Annotated in this window: 16 protein-coding genes and 4 tRNA genes; 8 read left to right on the forward strand and 12 right to left on the reverse strand. The window is 50.8% G+C overall.

Annotated features, from left to right (window positions below; all coding sequences use genetic code 11):
- Positions 1-23: 23 nt before the first annotated feature.
- The gene (locus tag AC53GJ_RS07725) at positions 24-554 is read left to right on the forward strand and encodes a DUF2919 family protein (protein ID WP_496732041.1); all 531 of its coding nucleotides are present in this window, start codon (positions 24-26) and stop codon (positions 552-554) included.
- On the opposite strand, the gene AC53GJ_RS07730 is transcribed toward AC53GJ_RS07725, so the two are convergent.
- The 5 genes from AC53GJ_RS07730 to AC53GJ_RS07750 all read right to left on the reverse strand — a co-directional run bounded on the left by AC53GJ_RS07730 (position 523) and on the right by AC53GJ_RS07750 (position 2,704).
- Positions 523-2,154, reverse strand: a complete 1,632-nt coding sequence (locus tag AC53GJ_RS07730) for a response regulator (protein WP_496732042.1) — start codon at positions 2,152-2,154, stop codon at positions 523-525. The genes AC53GJ_RS07725 and AC53GJ_RS07730 overlap by 32 nt on opposite strands.
- 157 nt (positions 2,155-2,311) lie before the next feature.
- Positions 2,312-2,387: transfer RNA gene (locus AC53GJ_RS07735), tRNA-Val, on the reverse strand.
- A gap of 22 nt (positions 2,388-2,409) precedes the next feature.
- A tRNA-Val gene (locus AC53GJ_RS07740) sits at positions 2,410-2,485 on the reverse strand.
- Positions 2,486-2,506: 21 nt separating this feature from the next.
- Positions 2,507-2,582, reverse strand: a tRNA-Val gene (locus AC53GJ_RS07745).
- A 46-nt stretch (positions 2,583-2,628) separates the two neighbouring features.
- Positions 2,629-2,704, reverse strand: a tRNA-Val gene (locus AC53GJ_RS07750).
- A gap of 202 nt (positions 2,705-2,906) precedes the next feature.
- Here AC53GJ_RS07750 and gltX point away from each other — a divergent pair.
- From gltX to AC53GJ_RS07765, 3 genes are all read left to right on the forward strand, one after another.
- Positions 2,907-4,319, forward strand: a complete 1,413-nt coding sequence (gene gltX, locus AC53GJ_RS07755; protein WP_496732043.1) for a glutamate--tRNA ligase — start codon at positions 2,907-2,909, stop codon at positions 4,317-4,319.
- Positions 4,320-4,401: 82 nt separating this feature from the next.
- Positions 4,402-5,343, forward strand: coding sequence for a DUF481 domain-containing protein (locus AC53GJ_RS07760; RefSeq protein WP_496732044.1), 942 nt, complete (start codon positions 4,402-4,404; stop codon positions 5,341-5,343).
- Between the two features lie 468 nt (positions 5,344-5,811).
- Positions 5,812-7,029, forward strand: a complete 1,218-nt coding sequence (locus tag AC53GJ_RS07765) for a hypothetical protein (protein ID WP_496732045.1) — start codon at positions 5,812-5,814, stop codon at positions 7,027-7,029.
- A 255-nt stretch (positions 7,030-7,284) separates the two neighbouring features.
- Here AC53GJ_RS07765 and AC53GJ_RS07770 read toward each other — a convergent pair whose 3' ends face one another.
- Both AC53GJ_RS07770 and AC53GJ_RS07775 read right to left on the reverse strand, forming a co-directional pair.
- Complete coding sequence (locus AC53GJ_RS07770) at positions 7,285-7,692, reverse strand: hypothetical protein (protein WP_496732046.1); 408 nt, start codon at positions 7,690-7,692, stop codon at positions 7,285-7,287.
- A 59-nt stretch (positions 7,693-7,751) separates the two neighbouring features.
- Positions 7,752-9,638 (reverse strand): DUF885 domain-containing protein, encoded by a 1,887-nt coding sequence (locus AC53GJ_RS07775; protein ID WP_496732047.1) that lies wholly within the window; start codon positions 9,636-9,638, stop codon positions 7,752-7,754.
- 165 nt (positions 9,639-9,803) lie between these two features.
- On the opposite strand from AC53GJ_RS07775, the gene AC53GJ_RS07780 reads away from it, so the two are divergent.
- Complete coding sequence (locus tag AC53GJ_RS07780) at positions 9,804-11,033, forward strand: MFS transporter (protein WP_496732048.1); 1,230 nt, start codon at positions 9,804-9,806, stop codon at positions 11,031-11,033.
- A gap of 21 nt (positions 11,034-11,054) precedes the next feature.
- On the opposite strand, the gene AC53GJ_RS07785 is transcribed toward AC53GJ_RS07780, so the two are convergent.
- The 3 genes from AC53GJ_RS07785 to yegD all read right to left on the reverse strand — a co-directional run bounded on the left by AC53GJ_RS07785 (position 11,055) and on the right by yegD (position 14,718).
- Complete coding sequence (locus tag AC53GJ_RS07785) at positions 11,055-11,807, reverse strand: pseudouridine synthase (RefSeq protein WP_496732049.1); 753 nt, start codon at positions 11,805-11,807, stop codon at positions 11,055-11,057.
- Positions 11,808-11,821: 14 nt separating this feature from the next.
- Positions 11,822-13,210, reverse strand: a complete 1,389-nt coding sequence (locus AC53GJ_RS07790; protein ID WP_496732050.1) for a DEAD/DEAH box helicase — start codon at positions 13,208-13,210, stop codon at positions 11,822-11,824.
- A gap of 203 nt (positions 13,211-13,413) precedes the next feature.
- Positions 13,414-14,718, reverse strand: coding sequence for a molecular chaperone (gene yegD, locus AC53GJ_RS07795; RefSeq protein WP_496732052.1), 1,305 nt, complete (start codon positions 14,716-14,718; stop codon positions 13,414-13,416).
- Between the two features lie 227 nt (positions 14,719-14,945).
- On the opposite strand from yegD, the gene AC53GJ_RS07800 reads away from it, so the two are divergent.
- Genes AC53GJ_RS07800 through AC53GJ_RS07810 form a run of 3 tightly spaced genes read left to right on the forward strand, consistent with a single transcriptional unit; the run spans position 14,946 to position 17,192 of the window.
- The gene (locus AC53GJ_RS07800; protein ID WP_496732053.1) at positions 14,946-15,548 is read left to right on the forward strand and encodes a FlgO family outer membrane protein; all 603 of its coding nucleotides are present in this window, start codon (positions 14,946-14,948) and stop codon (positions 15,546-15,548) included.
- Positions 15,549-15,588: 40 nt separating this feature from the next.
- On the forward strand, positions 15,589-16,341 hold the full coding sequence (locus AC53GJ_RS07805; RefSeq protein ID WP_496732054.1) for a FlgO family outer membrane protein: 753 nt from the start codon (positions 15,589-15,591) through the stop codon (positions 16,339-16,341).
- A gap of 2 nt (positions 16,342-16,343) precedes the next feature.
- Positions 16,344-17,192 (forward strand): FlgO family outer membrane protein, encoded by an 849-nt coding sequence (locus AC53GJ_RS07810; RefSeq protein WP_496732056.1) that lies wholly within the window; start codon positions 16,344-16,346, stop codon positions 17,190-17,192.
- On the opposite strand, the gene AC53GJ_RS07815 is transcribed toward AC53GJ_RS07810, so the two are convergent.
- Both AC53GJ_RS07815 and AC53GJ_RS07820 read right to left on the reverse strand, forming a co-directional pair.
- The gene (locus AC53GJ_RS07815) at positions 17,183-18,145 is read right to left on the reverse strand and encodes a GGDEF domain-containing protein (RefSeq protein WP_496732058.1); all 963 of its coding nucleotides are present in this window, start codon (positions 18,143-18,145) and stop codon (positions 17,183-17,185) included. The genes AC53GJ_RS07810 and AC53GJ_RS07815 overlap by 10 nt on opposite strands.
- A gap of 5 nt (positions 18,146-18,150) precedes the next feature.
- Complete coding sequence (locus AC53GJ_RS07820) at positions 18,151-18,957, reverse strand: alpha/beta fold hydrolase (RefSeq protein WP_496732060.1); 807 nt, start codon at positions 18,955-18,957, stop codon at positions 18,151-18,153.
- Positions 18,958-19,234: the final 277 nt, after the last annotated feature.

Raw genomic sequence — 19,234 nt, forward strand, 5'->3', positions numbered from 1 at the left:
CAGACAAGGAGTGGGTGTGCAGGATGACCGGCCGTCCTGTCGCTGAGCTACCCTTATTGGATCTGGACGGTTTGTATCGCATTCCGAACCGGTTTTATTTGCTGCTGTTATTGTTACTGCGGCCCTACCTGTGCTGGCTGCTGACGCTGACATTGCCAGCTGAGCAACGCCAAATGCTGAGCCTGATTTATCCGCACAGCAGCGATTTTATCCGCGCTTGCCTGTTAAGTCTGCCGGTGTTGTTGGTGCTGGCCGCTTTAACCCAGCGGGTGCCATTTGATGCCAAACAACGTCGCGGCCGGGCGAAGAAATTCTGGTTTGGCATCTGGCGGCGCAGTCGGTGGTTGTTGTTGCTCGTTTGCAGCCTGGACTTGTACTGGACTGTGCAGCATTTACCGCCTTATGTGACAGTGCAGGCGCCTTGGTTATTGCTGGCGCCTGTGCTGCTATTGCTGGCACTCTGGTGGTTGTGGCGCAATGCTTTATTACCACATATTTTTGCCGAGTGGCCGGCAGATAAAGTCAGTTCAGCGCCAACTTCGGCTGATATTTAATTTTCAACTGCTCAAACCGGCGCTGTTGCTCCGGTAACAGTTTGCCTTGTTCAATACTGCGCAGACATTTTGCGATCAGCTCAGGCCCAACATCAGCCGGTTGTTGCTGGCTTGGCATCAGCAATAAACATTGCAGTAAGTTCAGCGCGATACCGGCATTTTTCGGCAATAACCGAAAAGCATGGCGGAATGCGGCCAGTGCAGCTTGCCAATTGCCATGATCAAAATGCATAACGGCGATATTGTTCAGTTCGCGTGGCACCGTCGGTAATTCAGCTCTTTCCTGTTGTTCCTGCCGCAGATAACTTTGCAGATAAGGATCGGTCTGATGTTGCTGACAAAAACTGCTGATGCGGGCAAACCAGTCGCCGGATGCCTGCAGTAAACCGACCTCATGTAAAGCCTTGGCGGTATCTAACGCATCTTCGATAGTATCCAGCGTCAACTCTTGTGCAGGTAAGGCCGCCAACATTTTTTTCGCTTTATCTTTTTGGTCGCGCAAATACAACAAGCGGGCTTGCAACACCATCTGTTGCTGATCCAGCTCGGCTTCCGGGAAGTGATGGCGCATACTTTGTAAACAATCAGTGGCCTGGCGGCTCAATTTATTGGTTTCACCGTCTTCATCGACACTGACAGCAAAATCGATACAAGCGCGCGCCAGATTCAGATACAAATCAGGTTGTTCATACATCGAATGGCGGGCAAACTTGACCATATCGCGGGCCGCTTTATATTGCCGCTCGTAATCATGGTTCAGCCGTGACAATTGCAGCAGCTTTTGTTGGCGGATTAAATTGCGGGGTGCCAGTTGGGTCGCTTGCTCCAGCAGCAATTGCGCTTGCGGGAAATCCTGTCGTTGAAATTCCAGTTCCGCCAATTGTTCCAGCATAAAGAGCCGGCTTTCGCCTTTGGGGCTCAGTTGTTGGATTTGTGCGCTGGCGCCTGCGTGATCGCCTTGTGCCTGCAAGGCTTTAATCAGCCCAATCCGCGCCCAGCTCAGTGGTTGTAAATGCAACACTGAACTGAAAAAGGCCTGCGCCTGACTGAATTTTTGCTGTGACAGCAATAATTCGCCTTTCATTTTTAACAGCAGCGGAATAAGTTTCAAATGTTCGCCGTTGGTCAGCATCTGGTCCAACAATTCCAGTGCCCGATCCGGCCGGCTTTGTTCTATCCAGTGATACACCGGCGCCAGTTGCTGTTTACGCCTGAGCACCCGTTCGATCCGGTTTTGTAAATCGCGCATGGTATAAGGTTTGGCCAGAAATTCATCCGGCTGTAATTCCAGCACGCTATACACCAGTGAAGGGTCGGTTTCGGCACTGATAAAAATAAAGCCGGTTTTTAAGCGTTGAATGCGGCGAACTTTCAGCTCTTCATACAGCTGAAAACCATCTTTGCCCTGTTGCAGGTTAAAAGAGCAGATGATCAGATCAAATTCCTGATCTTTACACCACTGCAAAGCGGTCTGGGCGCGATCGGTAAATAGAATTTTGCCATAACCCAGTTTTTCTAAGGCAAACCGCAGATAATTTTGTGCCAGCGCCTGTTCATCAATGATTAATATCCTGATTTCACGGCTTAATGTCTGAACCATGCTCACAACGCAGTCGGAAACTGAATAGGGCTACTATAGCAGTATCACTTAGTTCGGCAATCAAAAGCTGTCATCAGTTGTGGTCATCAACAGACAAAAGGCAAACAATAAAATATAAAATCAGATTTGAAGGTGTGAACAAATGCAGAGAAGAATTTGGTGGATTGTACTGGGTTCGAACCAGTGACCCCCGCCTTGTAAGGGCGGTGCTCTCCCAGCTGAGCTAACAATCCTGGGGCGTGCTGTCTAAATAATTGGTGGATTGTACTGGGTTCGAACCAGTGACCCCCGCCTTGTAAGGGCGGTGCTCTCCCAGCTGAGCTAACAATCCTGGGGTTGCTGTCTAAAGATTTGGTGGATTGTACTGGGTTCGAACCAGTGACCCCCGCCTTGTAAGGGCGGTGCTCTCCCAGCTGAGCTAACAATCCGCTGGATAAATCTTATTAAACAAACACTTACTTATATCAAACGTCATGGTGGATTGTACTGGGTTCGAACCAGTGACCCCCGCCTTGTAAGGGCGATGCTCTCCCAGCTGAGCTAACAATCCGCTGCAACGTTCGGCCGTCATTATAGGGGGCGGCGAAGCAGTGTCAATGATATTTTTTCATTTTGCTGCTGTCTGCTGTAAAAGTAGTCATATTTTGCAGTTCACTGATATTTGACAGCATTCTGCAGCCGAACAGCAGTGCAAGAGCCGGGCAGGGTTGGTACAATAGCGCCATTCTCTGACCTGACTGACAGGAATCCTTATGTCGATTATTTCACGTTTTGCGCCAAGCCCGACTGGCTATTTACATGTTGGTGGTGCCCGTACGGCTTTATACAGCTGGTTATATGCCAAAAAATTCGGTGGTACCTTTATCCTGCGGATTGAAGATACGGATTTAGAACGTTCCTCCCAGGAATCGGTCGATGCCATTTTAGATGGTATGAACTGGTTGGGACTGGATTGGGACCAAGGGCCATTTTATCAGACCAAACGTTTTGACCTCTACAAAGAAGTGGTGGCACAGTTACTGGCCGAAGGTAAAGCCTATAAGTGTTTCTGCACTATTGAAGAAGTCGATGCTATGCGTGAAGCGCAAATGGCGGCAGGCGAAAAGCCAAAATATAACGGCATGTGGCGTGACCGGACTGATCACCCAACTGATAAACCTTTTGTCATCCGCTTTAAAAACCCACAGCAAGGTGTGGTGGTGATTGATGATTTAATCAAAGGCCGGATTGAAGTCGCCAATGCCGAATTAGATGATTTAATTATCGCCCGCAGTGATGGCACCCCAACTTATAACCTGACAGTGGTGGTCGACGACTGGAAAATGGGCGTGACCCACGTCATTCGTGGTGATGATCATGTGAATAACACCCCGCGGCAGATGAATATTCTGGCGGCTTTGGGCGCTGACATTCCAAAATATGCCCACGTCCCAATGATTTTGGGCGATGACGGCAAACGTTTATCCAAACGTCATGGTGCTGTTGGCGTGATGCAATATCGCGATGATGGTTATCTGCCGGATGCACTGCTGAATTATCTGGTGCGTCTGGGCTGGTCACATGGCGATCAGGAAATTTTCAGCCGTGAACAGTTAATTGAACTGTTTGATTTATCAGACTGTAACCGGGCGCCTTCGGCCTTTAACACTGAAAAACTGCAGTGGTTAAATCAGCAGTATATCCGTAATTCAGATCCAGCCTATGTCGCCAAGCATCTGGCCTGGCATGTAGCAGCGCAGCAACTGGATGTCAGCCAGGGACCAGCCCTGGAAGCTTTGATTGCCGTGCAAGGTGAGCGGGTAAAAACCTTAAAAGAAATGGTGGAAATCAGCCGTTATTTTTATGAAGACTTCAGCGAGTTTGAAGAAAACGCGGCGAAAAAGCATTTGCGGCCAGTGGCGGCAGAGCCACTGCAAGCGGTGCAACAGCAGTTGGCTGGGCTGACCGACTGGACGGCAGAAGCTGTCCATCAGGCTATCAATAGCGCGGCCGAAAGTCTGGGGCTTGGCATGGGGAAAGTTGGGATGCCACTGCGGGTCGCGGTCACTGGCGGTGGCAATTCGCCGTCGCTGGATCAGACCTTGGCGCTGATTGGCAAAACACGTTGTTTAGCGCGGATTGAACTGGCGCTGGCCTATATCCGTCAGCGTGGTGATGCGGCTTAGAGCACCGAACAGGTGAAATGTTAGCGAATGCCGGTGTTGTGATGGCAACACCGGTGGTGATTTATTTGAATGAGGTTGTGTGGTGAAGCAGTTAAGTAGTGAAAAAATGCAAGCAAATATCCGCAGTGTCGCAGTGGCGATGCTGCTGGCAGCGCCGTTGTGGTGCAGTCAGAGTGTGGCCGCAACAACGTTGCTCGTTGGCAATAATGTGGTGGCGGTGCCTTACAATCAGTCGAAATTACCTGCGGAAAAATCGGCCAGCGACCGGATTAAACCTGGCCAGGCTTTTCGACAAATTCGCGACACTGAAGCTGCCGTTGGTGCTAGTGAAGAAGCCGATGAGTTTGTGCCTTGGGCTGGTGATGTTGAAGTAGGCGTGGTGCTGAGCAGCGGTAACACTGAATCCACTGCAGTGCGGATCAACACTGAATTACTGCATGAAATGCAGGATTTCCGCAATAAATACCTGATCCAGACCTTATTGCAGCGCAACAGCAAAGTCGATGATGTGACCAATGAGCGGGAACGATACACCACAGCGCAGCGGCTGAATCTGGTGGGTCAGACCAACTATAAATTCTATCGCAGTGAGCACAGTATCTTTGGCCGGGCCGCTTACCTGAATGACCGTTTTGGCGCCTTCCATGAGCAGGCTTCTATTGCCGGTGGTTATGCCAAACGCTTGTACGAAGAAGCGGAAAGTTATTGGGATTTTGAAACCGGTCCGGGTTTTGCCCATCAGGAAACTTCAGATGGTCAGCGCAGTACAGGTCTGATTTGGTTTGTTGCGACCAACCTGGATTATCAACTGAACGAAAACAATAGTTTCCGTCAAGCACTGGAATGGTCGGTGTCGCTGGATGGTAAAAACTCGAGCTGGCAAAGCCGCAGTGCCCTGACCTCGCAAGTCAATGGTCAGTTATCCATGCGATTAAGCTTTGTGGTGAAATACGACTCCAGCCCGGGTGAATTCCGCAAAAAAACCGATACTGAAACTGCCGCCACCCTGGTGTACGGTTTTTAATCGTTCGTTGCGGTAAACCGCTGTAGCAGCGATGACCGGTGGCTACCGGCAGTCGCTGCTGCAGCGCTCAGTATTGATGATGGAGCAGCGCAAAAAGCTTGCTGTTTTTTAGCTGAGCTAAAGTAACCCGCCAAAGATAAACCCTGATAAACCCAAAACGCTTAAAGCGGCTGATGCTTATTTTGCGTTTATCTTTTCCAGTCTTTGCCAGCCAGTCAATACAGTTAACATCCGTTCTGTCAAAACAATGGCTCAAATTATTGCCTGCTGTTTATTTTTACATTAATGTGCATCTTGATTGTTAATGTGAATTAAGTGTATGAACAATGTTTTTTCGGGCTGGCCGTTGTTTGGCTGTCATGGCTGCCTTCCTATTGCAAAAAACAAAGTGGAAACACCAAGGCGATATATATGCAAATCGATAAGCAAATAGAGGACCAACAGTTGCGATAAAGCCAGCGCAACACTTTGGCGGTACAAATGGGGCTAAATCATCTTGTTAACGAAAAGGATTTTATAATGAGTTTTCCCAATAAATTTTTATTGCCGATGTTTTTAGTCTTGTCATGCCAGGTGGCAGCCCAGCGTTTGGATCTGACTGCTGACAGCAGTTATGCTTTTCCCCTGCAGCAGGGCAAGTATGCTGTGGTGGAGCCTACATCGAAGCAAAACATTTCCTGGTATGATGCGCAAGGCATCGTCAGCGGAACTTTGCATCTTGGCTGGGATATTGACCATGCCTTTGCGTTAGCGGGGGACTTGATGGTATTCGCCTCGCTGGACAAAAAATCCAGTGCAGCCGCTAGGCATGAAGCCGTCTTGATGCAGGGGGATAAGCTGGTCGCGCGATTTTCTGATGTGAAAAACATTCATCCCATTCCTGGTGCGCAAGCCTTTGCCATTGAAGAATTACAGCCCGCCAATGATGGGGATACGATGTTAAAAATAATCGATTTTACCGGTCGCCTGCTAAAAACAGCAGTGATCCCGCATTCAACTTTATACAGCATGGTTTCTATTTCCCCTGAGCTGGATAAAATCATCTTGTCGCCAGCTTCCGCAGATCAAAGTTCTGTCAGTGAATTAGCCGTCTATTCGGCTGATGGTGTCGCCACAGAAACTATCTATAGCTTTGAAAAGAAACCCATTTACGAAGCTTTTCCGCTGAAGAATGGTTTGGTATTTATCAATGTCGATCGTAGATTACGGGTGATGTCAGGGACTGAAACAAAAATGTTATTACCTGACAATACTGTTGATTTTAGTTTCGATGCCCTTGAACGAAGCTCTGATCCTGCTTATCTGCTCGGACGGGAAAATTCCGGCCGTTTTATGGTGGTGGATGCCACGGGGCAAATGGTGTTTTGTTCTGATGAAGCGAATGAGGCTTTTCGCAAACTGTACCCAGCTTATAGCTTGCAACAGCTGGTGACGACAGGGGCCATTGTCGATATTCAGGATGGGACTGTTATCATCCGCAATGCGGGTGACTATATCAGTGATGGCGCGTCAAAGATCAAATTTCCACCTGCAGGACAAATCTTCTTGATCCCATTACAGGATGGCAAGTCTGTGCAAAAAATTAGCAGTGATGGGGTGGTATTGGCTGTGAACCTTGCCGATGGCTCTGCGATAACCTCGTCAAAAAGTAAAGGACTACAGATCCAAAAGTGGTCATTACGATAAATGCTGCAGCAGCCTGAGCCATTGTTCCATACAATCATTTAAATGGCAGAGCTGACTCTTGTGCTGATGTATCACGGTCTGCGACATCTTTGCCGCAGACCCTGCTGATGATCGCATCATGAGATTTGTTGTATCTGCGCAGTCAAATATTGGCGTATCGCGCTGATATTTTAACAGACAACAGCAAGTACGTTGTTGTTTGTCTTTTCTCAGCCGCAATAAGCCCGAGCGAGTGCGCTTTAGCTCAGTTGATCGTTAAAACCAGTGTCTCAGCAGGCAACCGGCCAGTAAAATCAGATAAGTGAGCGCCACTGTTGGTTTTAGCGCCTGTTGCAGATACGAACATGCCAACCGGATGAAGCCACCACGCTCTGCTTGCCACTGACTATGCCACTGACAGCCGATGTCCTGCTGCTGCTGACTGGCCTGCTCCAGCGCCAGTAACCGGCTGGCAGTGCGACTTTGCTGCGTCTTCCAGAGCGCTTCCTGCAACCAGAACAACCCCAGCAGTGCCAGTTGCAACAACAAACTGCTTTCAGTTTGCAACAACCATAACCACAGCGTGATGGCGACGACCCGCAGCCACAGTGCCTGTTTTTCCATCTGATCATAACTTTGTTGTAAACAGAGCCATTCGGCCTGATTGCTTTGAGGTGTCATCATCTGTCCTTTAGGGGGGGCATCAGCCGCCGGCCTTTAGCCGGACCGGCGGCGATTGGGGTTTATTGACTGTTTTTCTGTTGTTCAGCCTTGATCCAAAGCTGAACTTTTTGCTCCAGCACTGCCATTGGTACCGCGCCGGTCAGCAGGACCAGATCATGGAAAGCTTTGATATCAAAGTTATCGCCAAGCGCTGTTTTGGCCTGTTGTCTGAGCTCAACAATTTTCAACATACCCAGTTTATAGCCGAGCGCCTGACCAGGCCAGGCCATATAACGTTCGATTTCGGCAATCACATCAGAAGAGGCTGCGCCTGTGGTTTGCGCCATATATTGCACCGCCTGCTCACGTGTCCACTTTTTCGCGTGCATCCCGGTATCCACCACCAGCCGGACTGAGCGGAATAACTCAGCTTTTAACCGGCCCAGATTGCCAAATGGATCGTTTTTGTACATGCCCATCTCATAAGCCACCAGTTCAGAGTATAAACCCCAGCCTTCGGCATAGGCATTATAAGGCGCGATCCGGCGCAACAGCGGCAGTTGTTCCTGCGCCAGATTCAGTGCGATCTGCCAGTGATGGCCTGGGTTGGCTTCATGGTAGGTGAGTGTTTTTAAATCAAATTTAGGATTGGCTGTGATATCGGCCAGATTGATCCAGTAAATGCCGGGTTTGCTGCCGTCAATGGCCGGACTGGTGTATTGGCCGCCAGCGGCGCTGTCTTGTACCTCGACTGGAATACGGCGCACTTCCACCGGATAAGGTGGTTTGGTGGCAAATTGCTCCGGCATCCGCAAGTCCATTTCGGCAATATACTTGTTCAAATCAGCCAGTAATTCAGCGCGGCCAGCATCTGAATCGGCATATAAAAAGCGGGGTTCAGCGGCGAGTGCTGTCATCCGATCGCCGACTGACCCTTCACTGTAACCGTTGGCTTTGAGAATGCTGTCCATCTCCTGGCTGATACGGCTGACTTCATCCAGACCGATCTGGTGGATTTGCTCCGGACTTAACTGGGTATCGCCCAATTGCCGGACTGAATAAGCATAAAACTCACTGCCATTGGGCTGAGCCCAGATGCCGGCTTCAGTCCGGCTATGGGGTAAAGTCGCGGCCACAGTTTGCAACAATTGCTGATAACCTGGGGCGACCACAGTGCTGATCAGTTCGCTGGCTTTACTCAGTAGCGGGGCTGTTTGCTCAGCGCTCAAGGCGGTGTTTTTTGCCAGCTTAGCGGCAAAATCTTTGTACAAGGCATGTTCAGTTGCAGTACTGTTGCCGTAGTTTTGTAAAATCGGCCGGGCTTTATCCAGCAGCACTCTGGGCGGGATCCAACCAGCTTTGACGTCAGTGTTAAATTTATCCTGCACACTTTTAAGGGCCGGGCCAAATTGTTGTAACCGGCTTAAATAATGTTCTGCATCCTGCAGGGTATTGATTGGATGGGAGTTAACTAGCGCTCCCGGCATATCAATAGTCGGGCCATTGATTTGGTTAATAATAAAAGGCGAATGTCCCATCCAGACATCAATATAACCTTGCGGGAAGGTTGCCGCACCAGCGTAATAGCTGATGATATTGGCCATCACGGCCTGATTATCTGCGGCTGCCATCTCCGCCGGGACTGGCAATGCCGTCAGCCTGGCCGCGATATTTTTCAGCGTTAACCGCAGTTCACCTTCGGTATTGCTGTCATAAAACTCCATCGAGGCAGCATAGGCTTTGCCGACTTGTTGCTCAGATAAATTATAAGCCGAAGCACTGAGGGGTCTGGCTTGAAATAACGTCTGGGTGGCCTGTTCAAACAAGGCTGGCAGGGTGGCCGCATCGGCAACTGCTGCCGGCACTGCAGTTGCATGGTCAGGCGCAGTCGCCGGGCCTGGTGCTTCCGTACATTGACTGAGGGTTAAACTGCTGGCAATAGCCAGACTTAACAGAGAGATCCGCATTTAAAAGCCTTCCTTACAACGGCTAAACATCATGTCACTATCATACACCGCTGTTGGTCATTGCCGATAGCCAGCACAGGGCTGCGGAAAAAAACTTTGTGCTTGGCTGTATCAGCTCAAGCTTAGCGCTAGAATAACGCCACTTTTGTCAGGTGGGTATTGAAGTTGACGCAAACCGAAACAGCCAAGGTGTTGTCGCCCTTGCTGGATAAACAAAGTCGTGGTTATCGCCGCATCTGCTGGATTTTAAGTCTGGCTGCGGTGGTGGTCTTTGCCAATTTGCATGCGATGCAACCGCTGTTACCGGAATTAAGCCGCAGTTTTGGCCTGACGGCACTGCAAACCAGCTGGAGTTATGCCATAGGGACCTTGGCCCTTGGTCTGAGTCTGTTGTTTTATGGCGCTATTTCTGATGCGCTGGGACGGCGCACTTTGCTGGGCTGGACCTTAGTCGGCATGTGTGTGGCCACGCTAGCCATTACCCAGGTGACCAGCTATCCGGAACTATTATTCTGGCGCGCGTTGCAAGGGCTCTGTCTTGGTGGTTTGCCAGCCATTGCCATTGCCTATATGGGCGAAGAGCTGAGTAAACCGGCTTTGTTGTCAGCGGTTGGTTTTTATATCAGCGCCAGTTCACTGGGTGGCATTTCCGGTCGTTTGCTGGCTGGCTTTTGTGCTGAGCTTGGGCACTGGCAATGGGCGTTCTGGCCGCTGACGGCGCTCAGTATGCTGCTGGTGTGGGCGTTCTGGCGCTATTTACCCGCATCAACGCATTTTACCGCCAAAGCTTTATCTTGGCGGCAGGCGCTGGCGGATAACGGCTTCCACTTGCGGCAAAAAGTGTTACTGCTGACCTATCTGATTGGTGGTTTTAACTTTTTTATTTATTTAAATCAGTATACTTACATCAGCTTTTTACTGTCTGATGCACCTTATTCATTGTCATCAGGCTGGATCGGCTTATTGTTTTTAACTTATCTGACCGGCACGCTGGGCTCAGCAATTTCTGGCCGCATCAGTAAAAAAATCAATGCTGCCAACGGGATGGCCTTGGGGGTTTTGGTGATGATGCTGGGTACTGTATTGACGCTGATCCCGGCAATTTGGAGCATAGTACTGGGCTTTTTTGTCAGTGCTTTTGGTTTTTTCTTAACCCACAGCCTGGCGACCGGCTGGGTGAACCAGCATGCCGTCCGAGCCAAAGCCAGCGCCGGTGCTTTATATCTGGTGTTTTATTATCTGGGTGCCAGTACCGGTAGTTTGTATTTTCATCCATTCTGGCAAGCGGCGGGCTGGCATGGCGTGGTGCTGGCTTCTTTGCTGGTGTATGCCCTGACTTTAGGCTTGAGCTTACAGCTTAAAGCCTTTGTGGTCGCGCCGACCGACCATGAGTGATCACAGCCGAGCTGCCAGTGCTCAGCTTTGTTTTAACAGCGCCAATTCCGCCAAAGTCAGAGGCCGGCAGTGGCCGACCGGATCTGCGGCGGTCAGTTGCAGTTGGTTGATGCCAATCCTGTGCAGTGCTGTGACCATTAAACCGACAGCGCGGCACATATAACGAATTTGCCGGTTTTGTCCTTCAGTCAGTGTGATCAGCAGTTGTTGCCCGCTTTGTGGCTGCACCTGACAGGGTTGTGAGCTGTACTTATGAGGTCCAAGCTGCCATTGCACGCCAGCACGCAGTTGTTCGAGTTGCGCTGGCTGCGCAACTTTATCCAGCCCGACCAGATAATGTTTATGCTGACCGGCCCCGGCATGCATTAACTGTTGTGACAAGGCGCCATCGTTACTGAGCAGCAATAAACCTGAACTGTCTTTATCCAGTCTTCCTAGGGCAAATAACCGCACCGGCAGTTGTTGTAACAGCTGCGCTATGCTGGCCGGATTGTTAGGGTTGACGTTACAGTCGATGCCAACGGGTTTGTGGTACAACCAATAGTGCCGCTCGGGTGGCGGCGCTAAGGGGTGCCCATTGACTTCAATCAGATCTGTGGTTTTGACAATATGATGATGGGGTTGCAGTTGCTGATTAACCAGCACTTGCCCGGCAGCAATCAGCCGGGCTGCGGCTTTACGGGAGCACAAGCCACTATAAGCCAGCGCCTGATTCAGCCGCAGACCGGCAAGCACGTTCGCGCTGTCAGTCTGCTTTGAACGCTGATCAGGCATATAGCTGACGCACCTTAGCTATTGTTGCCGCTGCGCTGCTCGGATGAGCGGCGTGGGGCTGGCCGTGATTGACCGGTTGGCTGCTGACCATTGGCACCTTGTGGTTTGGCTGCGCCCTGACCGCGATGCGCAGATGGCGCCCGCCGTGGCTGTTGGCCAGGCGCTTTGGCACCATTGGCAGCCCCGGTACTTTGACCAGCTGGTTTTTTCGCTTGTGGTCGCGGCGGACGTGGTGGCCGTACGGTTAAGTCATGATCATGGTGATTGCTGGCTGCCACACCTGTCAGTTCAGCCACCGGAATTTTCATCCCAATCAGCTTTTCCACTTGTTTTAACTGCGACATTTCATCCGGGCAGACCAGTGACACAGCCAAGCCAGCTTTACCGGCGCGGCCAGTACGGCCAATGCGGTGTACATAATCTGCTGCTGAACGTGGCAGCGCAAAATTCACCACAAATGGCAGCTCGGCGATATCAATACCACGGGCGGCCACGTCTGAGGCGACCAGTACCCGTACCGTATTATTTTTAAAACCAGCCAGTGCCGCAGTGCGGGCATTCTGGCTTTTATTACCGTGAATGGCGGCGGCAGTAATACCGGCGGATTCCAGCTTTTCAGTCAGCCGGTTGGCTTCATGTTTAGTCGCCATAAAGACCAACACCTGTTGCCAGTTGTTTTGTTCAATCAGCGAAATCAAGGCGCCAGTTTTTTGACCTTTGTTGACGTGATAGACCTTCTGCTCGATTTTTTCGGCGGTGGTATTTTCCGGTGTGACGTTAATCATCAGCGGATCTTTTAATAATTTATTGGTCAGGCTTTTGATTTCATTGTCAAAAGTGGCGGAGAACAGCAGATTTTGTCGGATTTTTGGCAGCAGATTTAAAATCTTCTGAATATCGCGGATAAAGCCCATATCCAGCATCCGGTCGGCTTCGTCCAGTACCAGAATTTCCACTTCATTGATTTTGACCGCATTCTGGCCAATCAGATCCAATAAACGGCCCGGTGTCGCCACCAGAATATCGACACCACCACGCAGCGCCATCATTTGCGGATTGATATTGACGCCACCAAACACCACCAGATGTTTCAGCTTAGGTTCTAGAAACAGGCTGTATTTACTGACTTGTTCACTGATTTGCGCCGCCAGCTCGCGGGTTGGCGTCAGGATCAAAGCGCGGGTCGGTCTTGGATGACGGCTTTTTACCTGACTGAGCTTTTGCAAAATAGGTAACACAAAACCTGCAGTTTTACCGGTACCGGTCTGAGCCGCTGCCAGTAAATCCCGACCCGCCAGCACGGCTGGAATGGCCTGTTGCTGGATAGGGGTCGGTTGGGTGTAACCCGCCTGTTCGACTGCTTTTTGAATGGCTGGTTGTAACCCTAATAACGAAAATGACATGTAAAACCCCACAGATTGTCAGCACGCCGGAATTGGGGGGCTGTACAAAAAAGTCGCGCATTCTAACCGGTATCGGCGGCAACTGCCATCATTACCGGCTCCGCACAGCGGATCTGGCCATAAAAGCACTGCTTTTGCTGTAAAAATCAGCTGCCATGCCGCCTGCTTGCTGCTTTTTACCGCAAAGCAGAGCGCGCTGTTGCTTAGCCGTAAACCCGTGCGGCAATGCTGCACAAACCTTTGCCGACCGAACCAAACCTGTCACCGCGGATCAGCGGCACATCCGGCAGCAAGCTTTGCAGCACGGCAACCACGCCTTTGGCGGCCGAAGCACCGCCGGTCAGGAAAATACAGTCCGGTTTGCTGCCGGCACCGGCCAGACTATGTTCAATCAGTTTGCGGATGCCGTTCAGCTCGATATAAATCGCCTGATCCAGTTGTTCCAGACTAAGCGTCTGCTGCAAATCAGTTTCCAGTCTCTGCAATGAGACAGTGGTCTGCAGTTGCTCAGCCAGCGCGATTTTGGCTTGTTCCGCGCCTTGCACCAGGTAATAACTCAGATGTTGCTGGTACAGTTGCTGTAAACGGCTGACGGCGGCTGGATCAGCCGCCTGTTTGATCAAGCTGCTGATATCGCTGGCAGTTTGCGGCCGGTAGAAGTTTTCCTGCGCCTGGATATCAATAATATTGACCGCATCACTGAATAAGGCGTTGGGCAATGGCCGGCCATTGCTGGCCTGACTGCCGCGTCCCAGCAATGGCATCAGGCCATAAATGGCCAGTTTAATATCCATATCAACCCCGCCGATACGCCGGCCAGCGTGACCGAGTAAATCGGCACTGCGATCCAGTTGCTGCATCCGGGACGGCCCCAGCCGGATCAAACTGATATCGCTGGTGCCACCGCCGATATCCACCACCAGCACCAGCTGTTCCTGGCTCAGACTGCGTTCAAACTCCATCGCTGCTGCCACTGGTTCGTAGGCAAACTGAATTTCCTTAAAGCCAACCTCGCTGGCCGCCTGACGCAGGATAGCTTCAGCGCGCTCGTCGCCGGCGGCGCCGTCGATGCCCTGAAAATGCACCGGCCTGCCCAACACCGCATAGTGTAGCTCGGGTCGGTGCTGGCGAGCTTTTTGCTGAATATCGCCAAGCAGTAAAGTACAGATCTGGCGATAAATCTGGCTTTGTGCTGGCGTCAGTCTGGAGCCCAGCATCGATTTTGGTGAACGGATAAAGACACCGGCCAGCGGGTTTTCGCTGTATTGGCGGTGTGCCTGTTGGCCTAAATACACCCTGGCGCCGCGTGCCAGCAACAAACCGAGACTTTCATTCAGATAAGGTTCGTCTTCGTCTTTGTCATCGCTTTTATTGCGTTCGATATATAAAGCTGAACTTAAATAATGACTGTCGCCATCGAGCGGGACCAACACCGGTTCCAGGCCGGTTAACCAACCAGCGGTGCAGTTTGAAGTACCAAAATCTATACCGGCGTAATGCGTATTCATTGCAAAGTTCCTTACGACTGAGGCGCAAAACTGAGGTGGCTTGCCACCAGGAATCTGGTCATGCAGCGCAGTTCTGGGCTGGAAAAAGCCGCTCATTATACAGATTTGCCGGTTGATCGTCATGAGCTCTGTGCTGCTGGCATTAAATTTGCTTGATCTTGGGATGAAAATCGCATTCGCCAAGTTTGATGTTGCCGGCTATCACAGCTGTGGCAGGGGGGGTTGATATGAAAGGGTACCGGACCGGCGTTGTCAGCTTATTGCTGGCTTTAACCGCCTGTGTGCAATTACCGGAGCGGCAACAATCTGCCATTGAGGCCGAGCGCCGCACGCAACAACTTGCCGTCACGCCGTTATTGTATTACAGCGAGCGACTGGCTGACCGGCTGTTTCAGGATCTGGGGCCTATCACACCAGGTGCGATGGCGGTGGTAAGTTTTACCGGTTTACAGACCCTAGCACCGGATCCATATAACTTGTCGCAAAATATGCTGGGCCTGCAATTACAGGAAAGTATGATCACAGTTGCCAGTCAGCGTGGTTATCAGGTGCGGGAATTACGACTGGCAGCGCAAGTGAAGGTCTACCCGGACCATGAACGGATGCTCAGTCGTGACATCACAGAACTGGCGACGGCGCAGTCGGTGCGTTATGTCATTGCCGGTACTATTCATCAGGCAGAAAATTACACTACAGTAAATGCCCGGCTGGTCGATATCCAGAGCAATACCGTGATTGCTGCGGCTTCCGATCTGATCCCGGCCAATGTGCTGGGCAGTACCGAACAGGTTCAGTTGCGTCAGCAACAACTGTATCGGGCTGGTGATTAATAAGGGTTGGACTACTGCAAGCCAGATAAATGAGGATTTTATGACAGCGAAACTATGCTTGCTGACGCTTAGCCTGGGACTGACCGCCTGCGCCTCTATGGAGAAATGGGACAAAATTGCCAGTGAAAAAATGGCCGCCGAACAGGCCGCCAGAAGCCGGATGGCACTGGTCAATGAGCCGGCGGCACAAGTACCGGTGGTGGCACAAAACAGTACGGCCGCGGCTTTGTATGTAACGCCCTCGTTATATAACGGTGCTGCTTATCAGGCCACCCGTCAGGCTGGTGTGAAACAACATGCACAATACCTGCCGCAGGGGCAGGCCACTATTAATCATTATATTCAGGGCATGATGCATGATCTGGTGGCGAATCTGGATTTGGCTAAACCCGGGATGATTATTGGTGTCACCAGCTTTGTCTATCTGGATGCTGCTTATGATCAGACTGATCTGCTTGGCAATCAGTTATCCGAAGGTTTTATGCATGAAATTCATATGTTTGGTTTGGATGTGGTGGATTTTAAAACCACAGATTACATCCGGGTCACGCCACAAGGCGATTTTGTCTTCAGCCGTGATTTTATGGAATTACGCGAAGAGCAACCGATTGAGTTTGTCCTCGGTGGCACCTTAGTACAGCACCAGGGCGGCACTTTAATAAACGCCAGGATTGTGTCTGTTGCCAGCAAAAAAGTATTGGCGACGGCCCAGGGCTTTGTTCCGCAGCAGGTGGTCAACGCGTTATTACCGTCCAGTACGCCAGGCAAATTATTACTGAAACAAGGTGAATAACAGTGAGTAATAAAACGGCTTTGATAGGGCTGACGATACTGCTGACTGTGCTCAGTGGTTGCAGTCAGCGTTGTGATTGTGAACCAGCCAGCGCCAGACAGGACAGTCAGCCACAATCTGAGCGCTTGATGCAGGAGATGCAGCAGGACGATACGGCCCAACCGATTAATGGGTTGCCAGATCGCACTATGGCCGAAGCGACCACGTCCGTCCAGGCTGAACCTTTGTCTGATCAACTGGAGCAACTCATCGCCGAAGAAGCGGCGAAGGAGCAGCAAAGACGGGGCTTCAACACTGTGGCGATGACGCCGCAACAACCTGCAGCCAATCCACAGCTGCAACGGCGCCAGCTCCCTTCTGAGCAAATGCAATATGCTGACACCACAGTTGCTGCTTCGATGTATCCGGAATTAGCCAATAGCCGCAAGCAATTGACGGATTATGCGCTGCAACTGGCGTTTAAATTAGCCGGTGATATGCAATTAAGTGGCATCAAGATGGGCGTCAGTAGCTTTGTTGAATTTGACGATTCATTGCGCCAGACCAATGCGCTGGGCAATCAGTTTGCCGAAGCGATGGCGACCTTGTTACCTGAGTATGGCGTGCAGGTGATCGAGTTTAAACTGACGCGCCATTTGGCGGTCGGACCGCAGGGCGATCTGGCATTATCCAGGGATATCAAAAAATTGCAGCGCAATGTCGGGATGGATTATCTGTTGGTTGGCACCTTAGTGACCACCAGACGCGGCGTGCAGATTAACAGCCGAGTGGTCTCTGTTGCTCAGCATCAGGTGATTGCCTCTGCCAGTACCTTAATACCGCATCTGGTGCTGCAACAAATTCAGCCCTGAGCCGGTTTGTCATGCGCTGGGTCTGTGTTGTCAGGCTGAGCGACCACTTGATCCCGTCCAGCATGTTTAGCCTGATACAACGCCAGATCTGCCTGTTTAAATAACCAGGCAAAACTGGCGGTCTGGCCGGCACCAAGAGTGCTGATGCCCAGACTGATGGTCAGGTGCTGTTTGCCAACCCGGATAGACTGTACTTGGCTGCGCAGCCGCTCTGCCAGGCGGATCGCTGCTTGACGATCAGTTTCCGGCAGCAACAACATAAACTCTTCGCCGCCAAATCTGGCAATACTGTCACTTTGCCGGCCTGACTGTCGCAGCATCTGGCCCAGTTGGCGTAACGCCTGATCACCGGCATCGTGGCCAAACTGGTCATTGATGCTTTTAAAATGATCAATATCAAGCATCAATAACGCCAGATCCTTACTGGTATATTGTTGCAACTGCAAGGCGCGCTCGGCACGTTCGATAAAAGCCCGCCGGTTTAATAACCCTGTCAGCTCATCCGTTTGCGACAACGTTTGCAGCATGCCGGCTTTGTGTTCCAGTTGTTGCCGGGCGACCAGTAGTTCCTGATAAAGTTTATCGCGCTGACCTGCACTGGACAGGCTCCAGAAGATTTTAATCTCTTGTTGAGCAGCTTGTTGCAGGCGGGCATTCAGCAGGACCGGCATTTTGTCGCCAGTGGGTGTTTGCAAGGTCAGTAGTATTTCCTTGCATTGTCCTTCATGCAGCAGCAGCGGGATCACATAGCTTTCCAGCATAATTTTTGCCGCAGGACTGAATAAATCATGGATGCGCATTTGCAGCAATTGTGCAGTACTGAAACCAAACTGGCTGGTTAAATAGCTATTGGCGTAGCAGATTTGGCGCTCGGTATTGCTGATTAATAAAGCGCAAGGGAAACCATCTTGCCAGGGAGTGACACCATCATTGAAGGGGGTCAGGATTGGCACAGCTGTTACTCCATTAAAAATTGCAGGATAGCTGAGGACACCTGTACCGGATGCGTCATATGCAGGCAATGGCCTTTTGCGGCAAAAATCATCAACTTAGCCTGTGGGATCTGCTGCTGCATAAACTGACCAACCGCCAGCGGTGCTAACGAATCGAACTGGCTTTGCAGCAATAATACCGGTTGACGGATTTGACTGAGCTCAGCGCGAAAATCAGTAAAAAATGTCGCTTTGGCAAAACTTTTGGCGATCACCGGATCGGTCGAACAAAAGCTGTCCGCCAGTTCACCCGTGAACATTTCGTCATTCGTTCCGATCACCAGCGGCGCCAGGTAGTTCGCCCAGCCTAGATAGTTTTTGTCCATTAAATCAAGTAATTCAACCAGATCTGTCTTGTCAAATCCCCCCGGATAAGCCGGTAAATCATTCAGGTAACAGGGAGAAGGGCACACCATGATTAAGTTGCGGATCCGGCCTGGTAACTGCTCCGCCGCCAGCATAGTGATCATTGCACTGACCGAATGGCCGATCAGGGTGACATCCTGCAAATCCAGCACAGTGATAATGTCAATAATATCCTGGGCATAACCCTGTAATGTGGCATAACGCTGTGGGCAATAGGCGTTCAGATCCGACTGACCTGAACCGACATAATCAAACAGCACCAACTGGTAATGCTGGGACAGCACAGGCAGCAAAAAACGCCACATCTGCTGGTTACAACCAAAACCATGTGCCAGCAGTAAAACCGGGCCAGCTGAGCCATAAAATTTGATGCTATTGCGTTGTTGTACTGACGTAGCTGTCAGCATAAAAATTCCTTGTTCTGACCGTTGCCAAACAGGCTGATGTTGCTGTGAAGCAGCTTTATTTGCAAAAAAAATCAGCCGCAGGCCGCCAGTGCTGAATTTATCGACTACCTTGCACTGATAACAGAAACTTTTTGCCATGCACCATGCACCATGCACCATGCACCATGCACCATGCACCATGCACCATGACCCGCGAGCAGCCGAGTATATCTGAGCTTGTTGGCAATAAATTGAATTTTCTGTATTAGTTTCTGCGAAATTTCAAAGCGCTAGGCTA

Source organism: Rheinheimera sp. B2H12, from assembly GCF_059620065.1.